9 protein-coding genes are annotated in these 18,128 nt (G+C 64.5%); 2 read left to right on the top strand and 7 right to left on the bottom strand.

The window, feature by feature from the left end; genetic code table 11:
• Nucleotides 1–23 precede the first annotated feature (23 nt).
• The 3 genes from AC3WJE_RS10695 to AC3WJE_RS10685 form a co-directional block, all read right to left on the bottom strand.
• A complete protein-coding gene (locus AC3WJE_RS10695; RefSeq protein ID WP_493730776.1) occupies nucleotides 24–2,336 on the bottom strand; it encodes a hypothetical protein in 2,313 nt (770 codons plus the stop codon).
• Between the two features lie 176 nt (nucleotides 2,337–2,512).
• A complete protein-coding gene (locus AC3WJE_RS10690) occupies nucleotides 2,513–4,324 on the bottom strand; it encodes a sensor histidine kinase (RefSeq protein ID WP_493730775.1) in 1,812 nt (603 codons plus the stop codon).
• Nucleotides 4,325–4,332: 8 nt separating this feature from the next.
• On the bottom strand, nucleotides 4,333–5,103 hold the full coding sequence (locus tag AC3WJE_RS10685) for a response regulator (RefSeq protein WP_493730774.1): 771 nt from the start codon (nucleotides 5,101–5,103) through the stop codon (nucleotides 4,333–4,335).
• A 72-nt stretch (nucleotides 5,104–5,175) separates the two neighbouring features.
• On the opposite strand from AC3WJE_RS10685, the gene AC3WJE_RS10680 reads away from it, so the two are divergent.
• Nucleotides 5,176–6,540 (top strand): DUF7256 domain-containing protein, encoded by a 1,365-nt coding sequence (locus tag AC3WJE_RS10680; protein ID WP_493730773.1) that lies wholly within the window; start codon nucleotides 5,176–5,178, stop codon nucleotides 6,538–6,540.
• Between the two features lie 254 nt (nucleotides 6,541–6,794).
• Here the strand turns inward: AC3WJE_RS10680 and AC3WJE_RS10675 are convergent, their stop codons facing one another.
• The 3 genes from AC3WJE_RS10675 to AC3WJE_RS10665 form a co-directional block, all read right to left on the bottom strand.
• Nucleotides 6,795–8,234 (bottom strand): glycoside hydrolase family 47 protein, encoded by a 1,440-nt coding sequence (locus tag AC3WJE_RS10675; protein WP_493730772.1) that lies wholly within the window; start codon nucleotides 8,232–8,234, stop codon nucleotides 6,795–6,797.
• Between the two features lie 50 nt (nucleotides 8,235–8,284).
• Nucleotides 8,285–9,346, bottom strand: a complete 1,062-nt coding sequence (locus AC3WJE_RS10670; protein ID WP_493730771.1) for a LacI family DNA-binding transcriptional regulator — start codon at nucleotides 9,344–9,346, stop codon at nucleotides 8,285–8,287.
• 69 nt (nucleotides 9,347–9,415) lie between these two features.
• The gene (locus tag AC3WJE_RS10665) at nucleotides 9,416–11,881 is read right to left on the bottom strand and encodes a GH92 family glycosyl hydrolase (RefSeq protein ID WP_493730770.1); all 2,466 of its coding nucleotides are present in this window, start codon (nucleotides 11,879–11,881) and stop codon (nucleotides 9,416–9,418) included.
• A gap of 418 nt (nucleotides 11,882–12,299) precedes the next feature.
• On the opposite strand from AC3WJE_RS10665, the gene AC3WJE_RS10660 reads away from it, so the two are divergent.
• Nucleotides 12,300–15,395 (top strand): TonB-dependent receptor, encoded by a 3,096-nt coding sequence (locus AC3WJE_RS10660; protein WP_493730769.1) that lies wholly within the window; start codon nucleotides 12,300–12,302, stop codon nucleotides 15,393–15,395.
• Between the two features lie 142 nt (nucleotides 15,396–15,537).
• Here AC3WJE_RS10660 and AC3WJE_RS10655 read toward each other — a convergent pair whose 3' ends face one another.
• Complete coding sequence (locus AC3WJE_RS10655) at nucleotides 15,538–17,508, bottom strand: choice-of-anchor X domain-containing protein (RefSeq protein ID WP_493730768.1); 1,971 nt, start codon at nucleotides 17,506–17,508, stop codon at nucleotides 15,538–15,540.
• Nucleotides 17,509–18,128: the final 620 nt, after the last annotated feature.

The following is an 18,128-nucleotide window of genomic DNA, read 5'->3' as shown; positions in this document are numbered from 1 at the left end:
CCGCAGTCCCTGCATGCCCGGCCTCACCAGCTGAAGCCGGCACCCGCGGATACGTTCTGGTCATCGCCGGAGAACCCCGCCGCCAATGAAACACTGGCACGCGCGTTCACCAGCCGCTGGTAGCCCACCGCAAACGCCGTCTGCCCGCCTTGCGAGCCAATGCCCATTCCAACGCGATTGTTGCCGGCCAGGCTCGATGTGTTCAGCGCTGCTGCCGCCATCGCACCACTCATCGCACCGATGCGGTCTATACGACGGTCAACCTGGTTGAAGCGATGATCGACTTCATCGCGAAAGCGGTTGAGGTTGTCGTTGAGCGAGGTCACGCGGTTGTCGGTATACGTATTGGCCGACTGCAAGGTGGTCGTTGCCGTGCTGTCTGTGTAGGTGTTGGCCGACTGCAACGCGGAAGCAGCGGTGCTGTCGGCATGCGCATTGGCTGACTGCAGCGTGGTAGCTGCCGTGCTGTCCGTATAGGTATTGGCCGACTGCAGCGCGGAAGCGGCAGTGTTGTCTGCATGCGCATTGGCTGACTGCAGCGTCGCAGCTGCCGTGCTGTCCGTATAGGTATTGGCCGACTGCAGGGTAGAAGCGGCGGCGCTGTCCGCGTGCGCATTGGCTGACTGCAACGTCGTAGCTGCCGTGCTGTCCGTATGGGTGTTGGCCGACTGCAGGGTAGAAGCGACGGCGCTGTCCGCGTGCGCATTGGCTGACTGCAACGTCGTAGCTGCGGTGTTGTCCGTATAGGTATTGGCTGACTGCAGGGCGGAAGCGGCCGCGCTATCTGCGTGCGTATTGGCTGATTGCAAGGTGGTGGCTGCGGTGCTGTCTGTATAGGCATTGGCCGACTGCAAGGTGCCTGCGTCTCCAGCCTCCATCTGACCTTTGTTTACCGCGTCGGTCGCAGCCACGCCGGCAGCAACGTTCGACACCCGAGTGCCGTTTGCACCCTCCAACGTCATGCTCTCCTTCCCACTGTCGTCGTAAGCAGCACTCAGAGGGTTACCCGGGCCTTGTGGCCCGGTAGCTCCAGTAGCTCCAGTAGCTCCAGTCGCTCCTGTCGCTCCGGTAGCTCCGGTCGGCCCCGCGGGTCCTGCTGGTCCAGTCGCCCCTGTCGCTCCAGCAGGACCCGCCGGCCCGGTTGCTCCCGTCTCTCCTGTGGCTCCAGTCGGTCCTGCTGGCCCCGCTGGTCCTGTCGCCCCTGTCGCCCCTGTCGCCCCTGTCGCCCCTGTTGCCCCTGTTGCCCCTGTTGCCCCTGTTGCCCCGGTCGGCCCTGCTGGCCCTGCTGGCCCTGCTGGCCCTGCTGGTCCAGCCGGTCCAGCCGGTCCTGCGGGGCCCTGCGGACCAGGCGTACCCACCGTGCTGGCCAGTGATGTCAACTTCGCATCAACGGCCGCAAACGCAGCACCGACATCGTGGTAGGTACTGCCTTGAATCGCATAGCTCGGTGCAGTGAACACACCGCCACTGAACGTCGAACCGCCGCCCAGCGCGTTCGCGAATGGACGCAGTTGCCCAACGCTCGCCGCATCCGAGTCGGCGATGCCGTCGGCAAGGTGGGTCATGCGCCGTTTGAGTTCGCTGCCGAAAGCGTTGCCCAGATAGTCGAGGTCAGTCGCGCCGTGCCCCAGCGACACTGTGTCGGCCTCGCTCGCCACCGATTGCGCACCCAATGCCAGCGCCCGGTCGGCGCCGAGCAACGCGGTGCTGCCGCTGCCGAATGCCACGCTCTCGCTTGCATCGGCATGCGCGGCAGAACCAAACGCGCTGGAGGCGAAACCCGCCGCGCGGGTGGCCTGGGTCGCGGGCGTCTGGTTCTCGCTCAATCCCACGCGGATGGCACCGAAAGCCGCGCTGTAGTCACCGCTGGCATTCGCGTAATTGCCTGCGCTGATCGAGGCGCCGCCGCTGGCCTGAGCGCTGGAACCAATCGCGGTGGCGTAATAGTTGCTGGTCGATGCATTCGAGCCGATCGCAGTCGAGCGGAACTGACCGCCGGCGTTGGCGTTGTGACCGATGGCGGTACTGAAGATGCCCGATGTGATGGCGCGGTACCCCACCGCCACCCCGCCGTTGACCACACTCGTCTGGGCGCCGAACGCAGTGCCCTGGGCATTGGTCGCCTGCGCATTGCGGCCGCAGGCCACCGAATCGACCAAGCCACCACTGTCCGCCCCGGCATTCGCGCCACCGTTACCAATATCGTTGCCGTTCGCATCGAGCAACTGGCAGGTGACGCCAGCAAAGGCCGGCGTAGCCGCCATGGCAAGTCCCGCGATGATGGCCAGGCTGATGCCTCGCAGGCGCGGACAGCGGCGGGGGGTATCGACGTGCATGACACTTTCCTGATGCTGCACGAACGCCATGCCACCCCTTGCGGCAAGGCTGCGTCGGCAACGCGAACTACGCTATGCCCATCGCCACGGTGCGAACATCCACGAAAACAGGTAGACGCCCGGTCTTGCCGGGCCGGGTGGGATGCGACAACGCTTGAACGCTTATTGCTCTGCCGTTATGCGGCCAGCGGAAACTCCACCCGCAGCTCGGTACCGCCAGCGGTGTACTCCACCCGCAACGCCCCACCCAGGCGCTGGGCGCGCAAGTGCATGCTGGCCATGCCGGCGCCGGCGACCGGCACCACATCGTCCATGGACAAACCGACACCGTCGTCGCGCACGTGCAGGCGCAAGTGGTCGTCAATACGCTCGATCCGCACGTCCACCCGCTGCGCGCGGCTGTGCTTGAACACGTTGGTCAGCGCCTCCTGCAACAGGCGCAACAGGTCGAGGCTGCGCGCGGTGCCCAGCTCCACGCCGTCGATTCCGTCCACTTGCCAGTAGGCGTCGATGTCGGCCGCTTCCAGCAGGCGGCTGGTGCGATGCCGCAGCGGGACCAGCAGCTCCGCCAGATCGGCGTGCTCGCGCGCGGTGCTGTCTATCACCAGACGCAAGTCGTCGCGCATGTCCTTGAGCACGTCGATGACCTTGTTCCTCGGCGTATCGGCAGGCGCCTGCTCCAGCTGCGCAATCGCGCCGACCAGGGTGCCGCCAAAACCGTCATGCAGGTCGCGCACCAGTTGCAATCGCTCACCGGCGCGGCTGTGTGCCAGCTCCAGCGCATGCTGACGGTTGAGCGTCTGCGCAAGCTCGTTGGTGGCGGCGGTTACTTCGCTGCGCAATTCGGCGTTGAAGCCTTCCACCCGGCGCATCGCGCTCACGAATCGATACGCCAGCACGAAGCCGACGCCGATCAAGGTCAGCACCGACGTCAGGCTGAGCAGATAGGTGTCGTTGCGTACCCAGCCCAGGTAAAGGGCGAAATCGTAGAACGACACCAACACCGGCACCAATACGCAGACCGCCAGCACGACGTAGTCGACACGGCGCACACGCCAGGCCAGCAGCAGGTACCAACCGATGCTCAGGTAGAAGAAAGCGGTGCCGACCAATATCCACGGCGTTCGATTGGGCCCCATCCAGCCCGGCGCAAGCAGCGCCGCCATCAGCCCCAGCAAACACAACGCGCCCATCACGCGCTCCAGCCATGGGAACCGGCGCTCGCCGTAACGCAGCAGGAACATCGCGTAGCTACCTCCGGCCGCCATGTACATGGCGGCGATGAACGCTTGCCAGGCATCGGTACTGGGAAAGGGCCAGGGGCTAGCGACGATGAAGTTGGTCCCGTACAGCGAACCGGTCAGCTCCGACAGCGCGAACCAGCCATAGACCGTGTCCTGCCGACGCAACAGCCAGATCAGCAAAAACACGCCACCGAGCACCACGCTCATCGCCAGGTTGATGAGCTTGATGTCGTAGCGACGGAAGAGATCAGTCTGGTACTGCACGTGCACCGCCGCAGGATCGCCGATCCTGACGGTGCCGAAACCGGGATGGTAGGCCGCCATTCCCGACACTCGCACCAACAACGTGTTCTCGCCCTGGCGCAACAATGGCGCCGGGATCAGAAAGTATTTCGGCACGTTCCATGAGCGTGACAGTGGTTCGACCAGACTCGCATCGCGTCCGATCAAGCTACCGTTGACGTAGACCGCGCTGGCCATGCACACATACTCGACCAGCAGCGCGATTGGCTGCCGGGTGTCATCCTGATGCCAATGCAGCCTATACCACACCACGCCATCGTGATCGGGCCAGCGCCCATTCCAGTAGTCCATCAGCTCCACCGCCACCCAACCGGTATCGGGTGGGGCGGTGGCGTTCCACTCCGAGCGCACGGCCTCGGCGCGGTCGATGGTCAGCGGCGCCGGCGCCTGTGCCACCGCCGTTGCCCACCAGAGCGGGCACAGCAGCAGCCACCAGCGCATGCGCCGGATCAATTGAGCAATCCCAGTGAACGTGCTTCGAACACCGCCTCGGTACGCGAACTCACCGCAAGCTTGCGGTAGATATTGCGGGTATGGCTCTCGATGGTCAGCCGCGACAACGTGGTGGCTTCGGCAATTTCGCGATTGCTCAATCCGCGCGCCACCAAATGCAGGACTTCGCTCTCGCGTGGCGTCAGGTGCGCATCGGTTTCTTCCGGAGGCGATGCCGATGAAGCCTGCGGCAACAACGTCAGGATTTTCCGCGCGATCACCGGATCAATCGCTGCGCCGCCGCGCTGCAGGATGCGCAGAAAGAACGCCAGTTCGGCATCCTCACTGCTCTTGAGCAGATAGCCGATCGCCCCGGCCCGGATCGCGGCCAGGATGGCCTCCTCTTCGGCCCAGGCCGATACGATCACCGCCTGCGTCTGTGGACTATGACGCTGCATCCAGGCGATCAGTTCGACGCCATTGCCGTCGGGCAACTGCATGTCCACCAACGCCAGCTCAAACGGTAACGCCAACAGTCGCGATCGCGCCGCATCGAGATCCGATGCGATCTCCACGCGCGCTTCGGGGCCGGCGACATCCAATACCAATCGCAATAGCCGCTGCTGGGCGGCCACATCGTCTTCGATGATCAGAACCGTAGTGAATGCCATCGGCTGCGGCTCCATGTCTCCCCCATAGACCTCGGACTGCGTGCAGTCTAACGCCTGCCTGTAACAGTACCGGTGTACAGAGTGATCGCCGTGGATAGCGCGTGAATCCGCGCCCATGAAACAATCCCGACTGACTCTGCTCTCGGGGGAGGCGGCTGTCGAACCACTTCATTCACTCCGGGAATGCTCATGCCCTCACACGACCAACCCAACCTCCAGTCGCTTGCAGCGATCCGGCCCGGCGACACCCGGGCCAAGCTCGCCGCCGCTGTCGGCCCGCGCTGGCGCGATCCGCTGCCGCACGAAATCGGTGAAGTGACCTATCTGGAAGAGGACTTCCGCTTCAGCGCCCAGCTCGATCGCGATGGCAAGGTCGGCAGGGTGCGGTTCCATTACAACTTCGCGCCCGATGCGGCGGTGGAAGGCGTGCGCATGCTGATGCCGGAAGCCGAGGTCATCAAGGCAGTACCGCAACTCACGTTCACCGCGCAGATGGAGGGCTTCCCTTATCGCCACGGGAACCTCACCCTGGACAGCGGTGCCCGCTTCGGTGTCGAGATCGGCCACGGCAAGGTGAACAGCATGTCGATCGTCAATCCCGATGCGGTCTACCCTGACAGGCCGCAGCTGCCGTTGCCACGGCCTGCCAGCTCCTTCGACGTCGCCATCGTGCCCGGCCTGCGCCCGCGTGGCACGCCCGCGCCGGATGGCTGGTGCTGTGGCCTGCCGCGCGGCATCACTCCGATCCAATGGCCGTTGTCGCACCGCACCGGGTTTCCGCTGGAACACCACTTCACCATCCGCGTGCCTGCACCATATCGCACCCACGGACCGGATTACGTGGCACTCGCTTTTTTCAGTGAAACGGGCAACGAAAGTGCCGAGTCCGAAGCGGTGCACGATCTGATGGAAATCGTGTTCGATGGCCGTCCGCTTCCCGATGGCGTCACACCCGAACTGCGGCCGTTTCTCGACCACCTGCGGCAACGCCATCCGATGGAGTTCCGCAGCAAGGACATCCTGTACCAGACCTTCGCCGCGCTCTGGCTGACCGAGCAGGAATTCCAGGGCACCGAATGCGAACCGCCGGCGCTGATCCAGACCACCGCCAACGCCCAATGCAGCCCGCCGGATTGGCACACCGTCAGCGCCGCCCAACGCCTGTTCGGATGGGACGGCGAGGAGGAGTTCAACGAGCGCTACGGCCTGCACCGGCTGGCCGGCCACAAGCCTTCGGATCCGTGGGCGCTGTTGCTGTTCAAGCAGAGCGAACGTCACGACGATCCCAACACCGGACGCAGGCCGGATGACAACTACGTCCCCAGCGACAACGAGGACGGCTACGTACCCAAGTACAGCGACGAGTGGGATGCGCTCAATATCGAGATCGCCTACGGCCCGCTACATTTCGGCGGCACTGCCAACCCGTGCCAGGGCATGCCCGCGCTGTCGCCCTTCTATCTGGAGTTCGACGAGACCCCCGGCATGCTCAACTTCGGCGGCGGCAATGGCCAGCTCGACCTGATCAGCATGCGGATCGACTGGGCGCAGTAGCGCAGTCGTGGCGAATCGATATTCAGCGCCTACGCTTGGCTGCTGCTAATGCCATTGATCGAGCAGCCCAGGCAAAGCCCGTCGGGACTGAAGTCCCTTCCACAAGGAACCGTCCCAAGCGCTTGAACTGCCTCCACCGAAGTTGAACATCGATTCGGCTCGGCACACTCCGGCCATCGCAAAGCGAGCCCCACCACTTTCGACACCGCGGAAATACGCGAGCATCGCCGCCATGGCGGCGACGCCCGCATGAATCACCAGGTGCGACGCAGCGGGTGTGCCTCGGTATTGAACACCACCCCGTCGAAATCCAGCGCCGTTTTCGGCGCGAACAGCAGGTAGTAGTACTTGAAGGTCTCCGCGAACAGGAAGCTCTCCATCGAGTCTTCCTTCTCCTTGCTGCGTACATCCTTCAATGCGGCAAAGCCGTGCTCGGTACGCGTGTAGCGCACGAAGTCATCGAAGAACACCTTGCCCATGCCGCGGTAACGCGCATCACCGGTGTAGTGGTGCAGGTAATAGGCCGATTCGATGATCTCCGGGCGCAACGCATAACCTGGCGAACGCACCTGCATCGCCGCGTAATCCAGCGACTCCGGCTCGATGCCGTGCAGGCGCCACATCTTCAGGCCGGACTCCTGCAGGCGCTTGGCGCGGTCCAGATCGCCGCCCAGCGCGAGCAGGCCGGGCATGAAGGCGTCCAATGCGCCATAGGTGGTGGCCGTGCGCTTGCCGCTGTCCATGTCGGCGTGGCCGTACCACAGCTCGCCTTCGCGCACTTCGTCGGCAAGGTACCGGTTGACCGGCCCGATGCTGTCGGTCCACATGCGCTTGCAGTCCTCATCGCCGAACAGCTTCCAGCACTTGAGCAGGTACTCGTAGTACGAATCGATGCCACCGGCGATGGAGGCATCCTTGTTGGTCCATTCGCCCGTCTCGACGTCGATGTTCAGACCGACCAGGCCGATCCTGGAGCGGCGCTTGTAGGTTTCCACCAGCGCGCGCTTGGCCTTGTCGTAGTACGCCTGCTTGCCGGTCAGCTTGGCCAGGGTCCCGAACTCCAGCAGCAGCGTGCCGGTCTCGGCCGGGTTGCTGATCTTGCCGCTGGTCTTGCCGGTGCGCAGGTTGACGTGGGTGTACGGCAGGCCGGTGGGACTGTCGAACACTGGCGACAAGCGTCGCCCCAGATCGTCAGCCAACTTGAGCAGGCGCTCGTCGTGGGTCATCTGGTAGCCGGACAACAGGCCGCCGAGCAGGCGGATGGTCACCTCGAAGTTCTGCACTTCGATGTCCTGGTCGAACGACAACTGGCTGACGATCAACTCGCGCGCTTCATCGGCCTCCTTGTCCAGGCCGAGCAGCAACAGCGTGTCGAGCGCATCGACCGGCGACATCAGCAGCGGCACCGGATACCAATCGCGCGGTTTGCCGCTGAGCGGCTTCAGGTCATCGTGGCCCTTGGCATATCGCATGTAGCCCTGCCAGGCATGGCGGGTCTGCTCGCGCACCTGCTCGGCCAGGCGCGCGGCCTCGGCATCGTCCACGGACGGTACCTCGGCCGATGCGGCGGGCTTGGCAGCGGTTGGCGAAGCGGCGGGCGCCGTGCCGGAAGCGGGCACGGCCGGGTCGCCGCAGGCGGACAGCGCCAATGACAGGGCCACGATCAGGGGAGCATTGCGCAGAGCACGGATCATCATCGAGTCCTCGGAATGGATGCGTCGTCTGGTTCGGAAAGAAGGGTCGATCAGCTCGGCCGGGCCGCGCTGCTCTCGCGGATGCGCAACTGCACCGGCGCGACGGTCCGCATCGGTGGTGCATCGGGGTTGTCCACCCGTTGCAGCAACAGCGCGGCGGCCTGGCGGCCACGTTCACGCGGATCGGCGGTCAGGGTCGTCAATGGGGGCACCGCCATGGCGGCTTCGGAAATGTCGTCGAACCCGGTAACGGCGAAATCGCCGCCAGGGCGGATACCACGCGAAGTCAGGCCCAGCATCAGACCCAGCGCCACCGTGTCGTTGTAGCAGACCGCCGCGCTGGGCCGTTCGTTTTCCACGAACAACTCGCCGGCACGCGCGGCCGCTTCGAGCCGGTTCGGCGCCGATTCGATCAGCCACTGCGGACGCACCTGCAGGCCCGCTTCGGCCAGCGCCTGCTGATACCCCGCGCGACGGTGATGACAGGAGCTGGACACGACATGGCCACCGAAGAAGGCGATGCGCCGGTGGCCACGCTCGATCAGATGCCGGGTGGCCATGTACGCGCCATGCCGGTTGTCCAGTGTGAGGAAATCCCACTCGGCACCCGCCAGCTCACGGTTGAACAGCAACACATGGGCATCGGCGCCGAGCACCTGGTGCAACTGCCGCACGTCGCTGCCTTCGGCGGGCGAGAGGATGAAACCCGTGGGCATGTGCTCCATCAGCGTGGACAGCACCGCCTGCTGGCGCTGCGGCGACTCGCCGGTGCTGCCCAGCAGAGTCACGTAGCCTCTTGCCCCCAGCGCCTCGTCCACGCCGGAGGCGAACTCGGCGAAGAACGGATTGGACAGATCGTTGATCACCAGCGCGATCGACGACGACGTGCGACGGCGCAGGTTGGCCGCGGTGCGGTTGTACACATAACGCTGACGGCGCAGCTCGGCCTCGACCTTCGCGCGCGTCTCGACATTGACCAGCGGGCTGCCCCGCAGCACCAGTGATACCGTCGCACGCGACACACCCACCGCCTGCGCGATATCGGTGACCGTGACCGCGCGTTTCCCGGCCTTGCGCGTGCCCTTGCCGACGCCGGATGTTTTATCGCTCATCGCGTCACCCGCCTATCCCGACACACCAGGCCCTCTGCCGTGCAGCATCGGGATGGGCGCCACGCCCGCTCATTGCAGCGCGCTACCCGGTGTGGCGCAGTACGACGCCGGCAGATCCGCAAGGGCAGTGCCCCAGCCCTGCTGCGGCGCCTGTTCGCCCAGTTCGAAGCGCAGCGTGCCGCCCTGGCGCAGGCGCTGCCAGTCCAGCCACACCGCAGATTGCGGCTTGCCGTCCAGGCGCACGTTCTGGATGTACTGCAAGCGGCGCCCATCGGCACCCGGTGCCTGCAGGCGCAGCCGGCGCCCTTCGCCCAGCGAGACCTCAACCTCCGCGAAGCGCGGCGTGTGCAGCAGCAGCTGGCCCGTGCCCGGCACCGCCGGATACAACCCCAATGCACTGAACAGATACCAGGCCGACATCGTGCCCAGGTCGTCGTTGCCGGTAACGCCATTGGGGGCATTGACGAACAACTGCTGCGCGGCGCGGACCACGACCGCGGTCTTCCACGGTTGGCCGATCAGCGTGTACATCCACGGCGAATGCAGATCCGGTTCGTTGTTCGGGTTGTAGCGGTATTGGCTGTAGTAGCTGTACGGGCCAACCACCCATTCCTTGCGCGCCGCGGTGAGCGGTGCCTGCAGCAATGCGTCGTAGGCGAAGAATGCATCCAACCGCCGTGCGGTCTGCTCACGCCCATGCATGGCCGCGACCAGGCCCGGTACATCCTGCTGCACCAGCCACTGGTACTGCCACGCCGTGCCTTCGTGGAAGCCATGCTGGGCGCGCGGATCGTAGTGGCCGTCAGCCGGTGTGTACCACTGGCCACCTTCGCTGCGCGGTCGTGGGAAGCCGCTGAAACCCGTTCCGGCATCGCGCACCTCCGGGTCCCATACCTTGTGCCAGTTGCCGCCGCGTTCGCGCAGTTGCTTTGCGTCATCGGCGTGGCCAAGGCCATCGGCCATCTGTGCGAGCGCGCAATCGGCCAGCGCATATTCCAGCGTTGCCGAACCGCCGTGGTGCGGATCCACGTCCATGCCCTTCGACGGGAAGGCACGGTCGTAGATCACGTAACCATTGGCCAGGTAGTTGGCGTTCCCGGAACGTCCCGCGTGGCGCGAATTCAAGGGCGGCATGCTGAAGGCGTTGCGGCGCAGTGCTGCCCAGGCCTCAGCCTCACGGCCCGCCAGCGCGCCGAAGCGCCACAGATCGACCAGGAACGGCGTGACCGGATCGCCGGTCATGACGTTGGTCTCGAAGTTGGCATAGCCCCAGCGTGGCAACCAGCCCCCTTGCGCGTCGATCGCCAGCACGCTTCGGGCAATGTCGCGCGCCACGTCCGGACGCGTCATCGCCAGCCACTGGTTCTGCGCGCGATAGGTGTCCCACAGCGAGAAGTACTCGTAGTAGGTCCAGCCATCGGCACGGTGGATCGCATCGTCATAGCCGCGATAGCGACCGTCGGCGTCGCTGCCGGTCATCGGCTGCAGCAGCGCGTGGTACAGCGCGGTATACATCACGGTGCGGTCGTCGCGGCTGCCACCCGTCACGCGCACGCTCTCCAGTTCATGGCGCCAGGCCTGCTGCGCCAGCGTACGCATGCGCTCGAAGCCGAGCAGCCTGCCGTTCTGCGTGCCGTCCACGCGCAGGTTGTTGCGCGCGCCTTCGGCATCGACATGCGAGATCGCACTGGTGGCCGTGACCACCCGGCCATCGGCCAGATCGAAGCTCAACCATGCACCGTTGGGCTTGAGTTCGCCTTCCATGCTGTGACGCGCGCCGGGCACGCCGCCCTGTTCGCCCCAGGTACCGTATGCCTTGAATGGCCGGTCGAACTCGATGCGGAACCAGGTGGTGTACTGGTGCCCACCGCAGAAGCTGCGCGTGACCAGCTTGCCTTCCACCACGCGGTCGCCCACCACATCGATCACGCTGCCGACCACCGTATGGCGGTCGTTGGCCTGGCCGACATTGACCAGCACATGGCCCTGGCCGCTGCCGGCACCGAAGGTGTAACGCTCGGCGGCGGCACGGGGACGCGCGGTGGCTTCCACGTCGATGCCGCCGTAGTCGGTCAGTCGCGTCCTGTAGTAACCGGCCTGCCCGATCTCGCCATCATGGCGGTAGGCCGAAGCGTAGTTGTTGTGGTCGAAGCGCTTGGCATCACCGGTATCGAAATCGCCGCCCGGCCCAATGCTGCCGGTGACAGGCAGCACCGACACCTGCCCGCCCTGCTCCCAGCAGCCGGCACCGGACAGGAACGAATGCCCGAAACCACGGATCTTCTCGTCGTCATAGCGCCAGCCGGCGTAATGGCTGCCGATCGGGCTGACCTGGATCATGCCGAACGGTGCCGACGCCCCCGGGAAGGTGTTGCCCTCGTCCTGGCTGCCGATGAAGGTGTTGACCTCTTGCTCCAGCGCGACCGGAGCGGCCGCGAGCGGCGGCACGAAGGCCAGCGCCAGCAGGCAGGCCAGACCGGTGCGGTAACGACGGCGGAAGCCATCAAGATTGTCGCGTCGGGTACATCCAGTCACGGTCACGAATCTCCTGGCGAGACAGCATCTCGGCGGTCTTTGCATCGTTCCCAATCGATGCATCAGCTCATTTGGATCGATCCAAGTAAAGCATGGCCAATTCCGGCCCCGCATTCTGCGACGCAGCATCTAAAGCCGCACTCAACGACATTCAGTGTCAGTGGATCGCAATACTGCGCAGCAGCATGCACATACGGCAACGCTGTGATACAAAATTTTTACCAACCGTTTAGATCGATCTAAATCGGAATCGACAAGCGGTTGCCTGCAAACGGGGGAAGCACACCGGATTCGTCACTTGGTGGATGCGCGAAAGCGCTCCTCGAGCTTCATCGAAATGCTCGGCATCAAAACTTCGGATCGATTCACGGTGTTCGCGTCGGTTATCGATTCCATCCAGGTAATGGGAGAGAGTGAAATGGCACAAACATCACGCACGCATGCGCGGAACTCGTTGTCCGGCGCCATCGCGATCACACTGGCCGCAGCCGCTGCAATACCGACCGTCGCCTTCGCCCAGCAGGCGAGCGCCGAGGCCACGCAGTCACCGGACGCAAAGACCCTCGATGCCGTCACCGTCACCGGCTATCGCTACGCAATCGAAAAGAGCCTTGACCAGAAGCGCGACGCCAACGCGATCGTCGATGTCGTCAACGCCGAGGACATCGGCAAGTTTCCCGACAAGAACGTCGCCGACGCGCTGCAGCGCGTGCCGGGCGTGATCGTCAGCCGCGATGGCGGCGAGGGCAAGAACGTCAGCGTCCGTGGCCTGTCCTCGGAACTGACCCTGACCGAATTGAACGGCAACTACATCGCCACCGCCGAATCCAACGGCGATCCCACGCGTTCGTTCAACTACACGCTGCTGCCGTCGAACATGCTGTCCAGCGCCGAGCTGTTCAAGTCGCCGGAAGCGCGCCTGGATGAAGGCGGCATCGGCGGCACCGTGATCCTGCACACGCGCCGTCCGCTGGACATGGAAGCGAACACCGGCTTCGTCTCCGCCGAAGGCACCTGGGCCGACACCACCAAGAAGACCGATGGGCAGTTCTCCGGCTCGTACTCCTGGCACGACAAGGACGACCGTTTCGGCGTCTTCGTCGGCTACACCCAGCAAAAGCGCACCACGCGCACCCTGGACGCCAGCACCGAGAACTGGCAGTGGTACGCCGACGACTACGACGCGCACCCGGCCAGCGACGTCAACGGCAAGCCTTCCGGAATGACCAGTTACTGGTGGGGCCAATCCGGCTTCTACGACCAGAGCGGCAACTACTACACCAACTTCATGATGCCGACCTCGGTCAACCTCAATGTCAAGGAGGAAGAACGCGAGCGCAAGGGTGGGCAGGTCACCCTGCAATTCAAACCGAACGACAATCTGACCCTGACGGCGAACTACTTCCGTTTCGACCTGTCGCAGAACTCCCAGACCAACACACTGAAAATTCCGGAATGGAATCTGGCCCGCTACAACGGCGACGGCAACTGGCCCGGCGGTCGCATGCTCGACGGGCTGAGCTTCGACCCCAGCGGCACCATCGTCACCGGCGCGCAATACAGCGCACACGCCGGCAAGACGTACTACTGCAGCGAAGCCGCCGCTGCCGCGGGCGGAATGGCCCCGGGCGGCTGGGGCCCGGATGACTGCACCATCCCGACGCCGCAGATCACCGGCAGCTACAACCGCGAAAGCGCGCTGTCGCAGACCGCCGACTTCGAGGCCGCGTGGCGCGGCGAATCGATGGACATCACCTTCAAGGGCGGCCGCACATGGGCCAAGGGCGGACCGGACCTGCAGTTCGCGGTGCCGCTCAAGCCACGCCGCCAGAACGCGGACGGCAGCTGGACCCTGGGCAACTACGCCAGCGCATGGGACGTGACCGGCACACCGACGATGGCGTTCTCGCCGGAACTGATGCAGAACCTCAAGGACGGCATCCTGCAAGTCGACCTCGGCTCGACCGGTTCGTCCTGGACCCGCAACACCACCCAGCAGAAGTACTTCCAGATCGACACCACCTGGCACAACGACGAGGGCTTCCTCGACTCGTTGCAGTTCGGCGTCAAGTACCGCGACGGCGGCATCCACCGCAGCACCGGCAACAACTACTGGGTGTGCCCGGGCACCGATCCGAGCGACTACGACAACCGCTACTGGAACGGCCGCTGCAACAACCTGGCCACCCAATTCTCGCCGGACTTCCTCTACGCGATGGGCAACCTGGCGGGAGGCATCAACGCCAGCGCGTTCCCGGCGATCAACTACCCGGCCTACATCGCCTACCTGAACCAGACTTACGGGCCGATGCAGACCCGCAACGAAGACAACTTCGTCTACAACGTCGACGAGAAGATCTACGCCACCTACCTGCAGGCCAATTTCAGGACCGAACGCCTGCGCGGCAACGTCGGCGTACGCGTCGTGAGCACCCGGCAGCATGCCGACTCGACCGACAAGGTCACCTCCTACAACGACTACTTCTACGACGGTGCCGACGGCAATCCGCTGGCCTGTCAGGAAGGCGCCACCGCGCCCGGCGGCGCGCCCGCCGACACCTATTGCGGCAGCGAGGGATACTGGAGGCTCTCCGATAGCCAGCAGCGCGTCGAGTCATTCGCGATCAGTTCGCTCGACCGCAACTACACCGACGTGTTGCCAAGCTTCAACCTGGCCTACGACCTGACCGAGAACCTGCTGCTGCGCGCGGCAGCCTCCAAGGTGATCTCGCGCCCGAGCTACAGCGACATCGCCGCCCCCGGCAACCTGGAATACTTCAGCCAGGAATACATCAACGATCGCCGCCTGACCGGCGGTGCCGACGAGGCGGGCTGGTACGGCACGGGCAGCAACAAGAACCTGCAGCCGTACAAGGCCACCCAGTACGACATCGGGCTGGAGTGGTACTTCCATCCGGGCTCGGTGGTAGGCCTGGACCTGTTCCGCAAGGACGTCAGCAATTTCTCGGTGCCGGTGGTGCAGAACGTGTCGATGGACATCGGCGGCGAGACCGTGACAGTGCAGAACTACTCCACCACCGCCGGCGGCCGCGATGGGGTGTCGGAAGGCGTCGAGTTCTACGCCCAGCACACGCTGGATTTCGGCCTCGGCTTCCAGTTCAACTACACCTACAACAGGACCAACGAAGCGGCCATCACCCTCGAGGACGGCACCGAGATCGGCAAGTCCCCCCTGGTCGGCAGCGCCAGGAACCAGGCCAACTTCACCGTGTTCTACGAAACCGGGAGGTTGCTGCTGCGCGCTTCGTACAACCGTCGCGGCGAGGTGGTCGACGGCCTGGTCAACGGCCTGAACATCTACGAAGAGCCGTACCAGCAGATCGATCTGAACGCGGCGTACAACATCACCAAGGACCTGAGCCTGACCGCGTCGGTGCTCAACCTGACCAAGGAGGAGCAGCGCATGCACCTGGGTAACGACACCGAGGATCGCTTCTATTCCAACAGCTACGCCGGCCGCATTGCGTACATGGGCCTGACCTACAAGTTCTGAGCCCTGCTCCTGCCTCGGTGCTGGACTCGGTGCTGGACCTCCGACTACGTCAGCCGCGCCATCAAGCGCGGCTGACGTTTCATCCATGCGGGTAAATCGGAATGCCGCCGCAGCGGTACACGAGGTCCCGGGCCAACTGCTGTCAGCGCGCCGCGTTCGCGCTCATCGTCGCGTTGCGGCTTGCATCGAGGTACTGCGCCGGATCGCGCATCCCGGTAGTGTGGCATTGCCCGGTGGTATGGCCCATGTTGTTGCCGCTTGGCAGCTGCGCGTTGACCTGCTCGACCGTGCCGTCCTCCGGATCGCTCAGCACCAGATCCGAGGCGGCGTTGCAGTAATCATTGGTCCACCAGTTGGTCGAGGCAAAGGACGTCGTGTAGTAGAAGACCTTCGCGCGCGCCGAGGCCGGGATGCCAGCCAGCCACGCCCTCGCACCGTCATAGGTGAGATCGGTGTTGCTGCCGCAACCGACGCCAAACCACGAACCCACCGTCGCCAGGATGCCGGCCAGATTGGTGCCCTGGTATGGCGTACCGACCGACTGCATCAGGCGCGTACCGCTGGCATTGTCCAACCCGCTCCAGTAGTACGCATACAGATGCAGTGCCGCCATCCCACCCTGACTGTGTGCGACAGTACCGAATGAATTCCACTGGCTGCCGAACTGCGCCAGCAACTGCGCGAACTGATCATTGCTGCGGCTCTGATTGGCATCCAGGAAAGCCGATGCATTGCTGAACTGCGCGACCGGCCACACGCCGCTGGAACAATAGCCATGCACCAGCACCAGACGCGCGCCAGTGGCCTGCACTGTCGCATCGGACGTTACCCGTGCCATCGTCGCCGGACGCGGCCCCATCCGCATCGCCTCGTCGATCGCAACCGTCTTCGTCAGGTTGGCACTGGCCAACGCGCGCAGACGCGTGGCCGGCAGTGTCAACGACAGCTCGGCCTGCTCGACCAGCGGAACGAAATGGTCCGGATCCTCGATACGCAGATTGCGCACGACGAACGGCGCACGGGCACCCGAACGGGTGATCCAGCGTTCGTCCAGTGCCACCGTCAAGCGACCGTCCACGGGCGAGGCCATGCCACCGATCCAGGCCACCGGCACATCCTCGCCGGCGCTGCCCTTGCCCCACACCTCGGCCAACACCCGATAGTGCGAAGGCACGTCCGCACCACGCGCGACCACCGGCAGCTGCAGTGCAAGACGTCCATCCTGCTCGGCCTGCACACCGACGCTGCCCACCACCCGCAACTGTGCGTCCAGCACCGGCAATACATGTTCTGCCGTACGCACGAACGACTGCCCATCGCGATCGCGTCCATACACCACGGTCTGCGCGATCCAGGTTCCGGAACGGTCGGGGACGAAGCTTCCGCCATACACCCCATCACCGGCCGCACCGTCATCATGGAAACCATCATCGGCCATCGTCGTGGTCGATACGCTGCCATCGGGCGCGATCACACGCAGCTCGGCGCGCTCGATGCGACCGGCATCCAGTCCGACACGCGTCTCGCCTGCTGCGCTATTGCCGGCAAGCACTGCGTTCAACGCAAGCGGACGTCCTGTCTGGCGCTGGCGATCGTGCGGATAGGACGCCAACTGTGTGCGCTCATCGCCTTCCATCAGCAGATAGCCACGTTGCGCCTGCGGCGTGGACGCCCGCAGTTGCAGTGTCCACTCACCACTGCGCGCCCCCTCGAGCGCATAGCGCACACCCTGCACCGCGGATGCCTGCATCCCGAGCGTGGCGGCGGCAGCCTGCAGCGGCGCCGCATTGGCGGCATCGGCACGCAACGCCACACCCGGCTCACCGGCCACCGCCTGCCACCCGGCACCATTATCGAGCACCATGAAACGTGCTCGCCCACTCTCGACCGGCAGACTGCCGCGCCACTGCGCACCACCCACCTGCGCGGCCAATTCCACCGGCAACAATGCACTCTTGGACAGAATTGCAGATGCGCCAGGATCAGGCGCCCGCATCTGCGTGAACTCTTCGGGTGGGCCCGCCAACTGTTTGGGAACCAGCTCGGCAGCATGGCCGACAGGAGCCAGCAGCGACAACGCGGATACGGCGAACAGCGTCATGGATCTAAGCATGGCGTCTTCCTCCTTGGACGTTGCGTAATGCCACGCAGGCCACGCCTCACTCAGGCATCCAGCCCACGTCGCGGATCGCGCAGCGCCCCCTCGCCGCGACGTGCCCTGCTTATAACGCGCCAATGTGACCAAGCCACGACGCAACGCAACACCGCTACCGTATGGACGAATCGAGATTCGGGGCGAAGATGCTGCGGTTTTTCGAGAAAACTTCGCCTTCATGCATACCAACTCCTTGGCTAGCATGTGGACCCGTGTTCTTTTCGAGATGTTGATATGAAGCCTCGGATGAGGATTACCTGAAGCCGGCACTTCCCTCATCCGCCCTTCGGGCACCTTCCCCGCAAGCGGGAGAAGGGAAAAGCCGTACGCTTTGCCGTTGCCGTTGCCGTTGCCGTTGCTCGTGATTTTGCTGTCGCTCTTTGCTTTTGACTTTCCGGGGCCCCCATCCGCAGCGATGGAGCCAGCGGGAAAAACCCCGAAGGGGCGACGCACATGGATGTGCGTCGTTTTCTGCCGCGGCATGGATGCCGCGTCAGAAAATCCCGCTGGCGGAGTGGACCCGCAGCGCAGCGAAGGGCGCGAGGACTGGGGCGTGTTTCTTTGGGTTACGTTTCTTT

This window comes from Pseudomonas sp. GW821-FHT07E12, assembly GCF_058986605.1.
The sequence above is the reverse complement of the archived record's forward strand: the minus strand, read 5'-3'. Positions and strand labels throughout refer to the sequence as shown.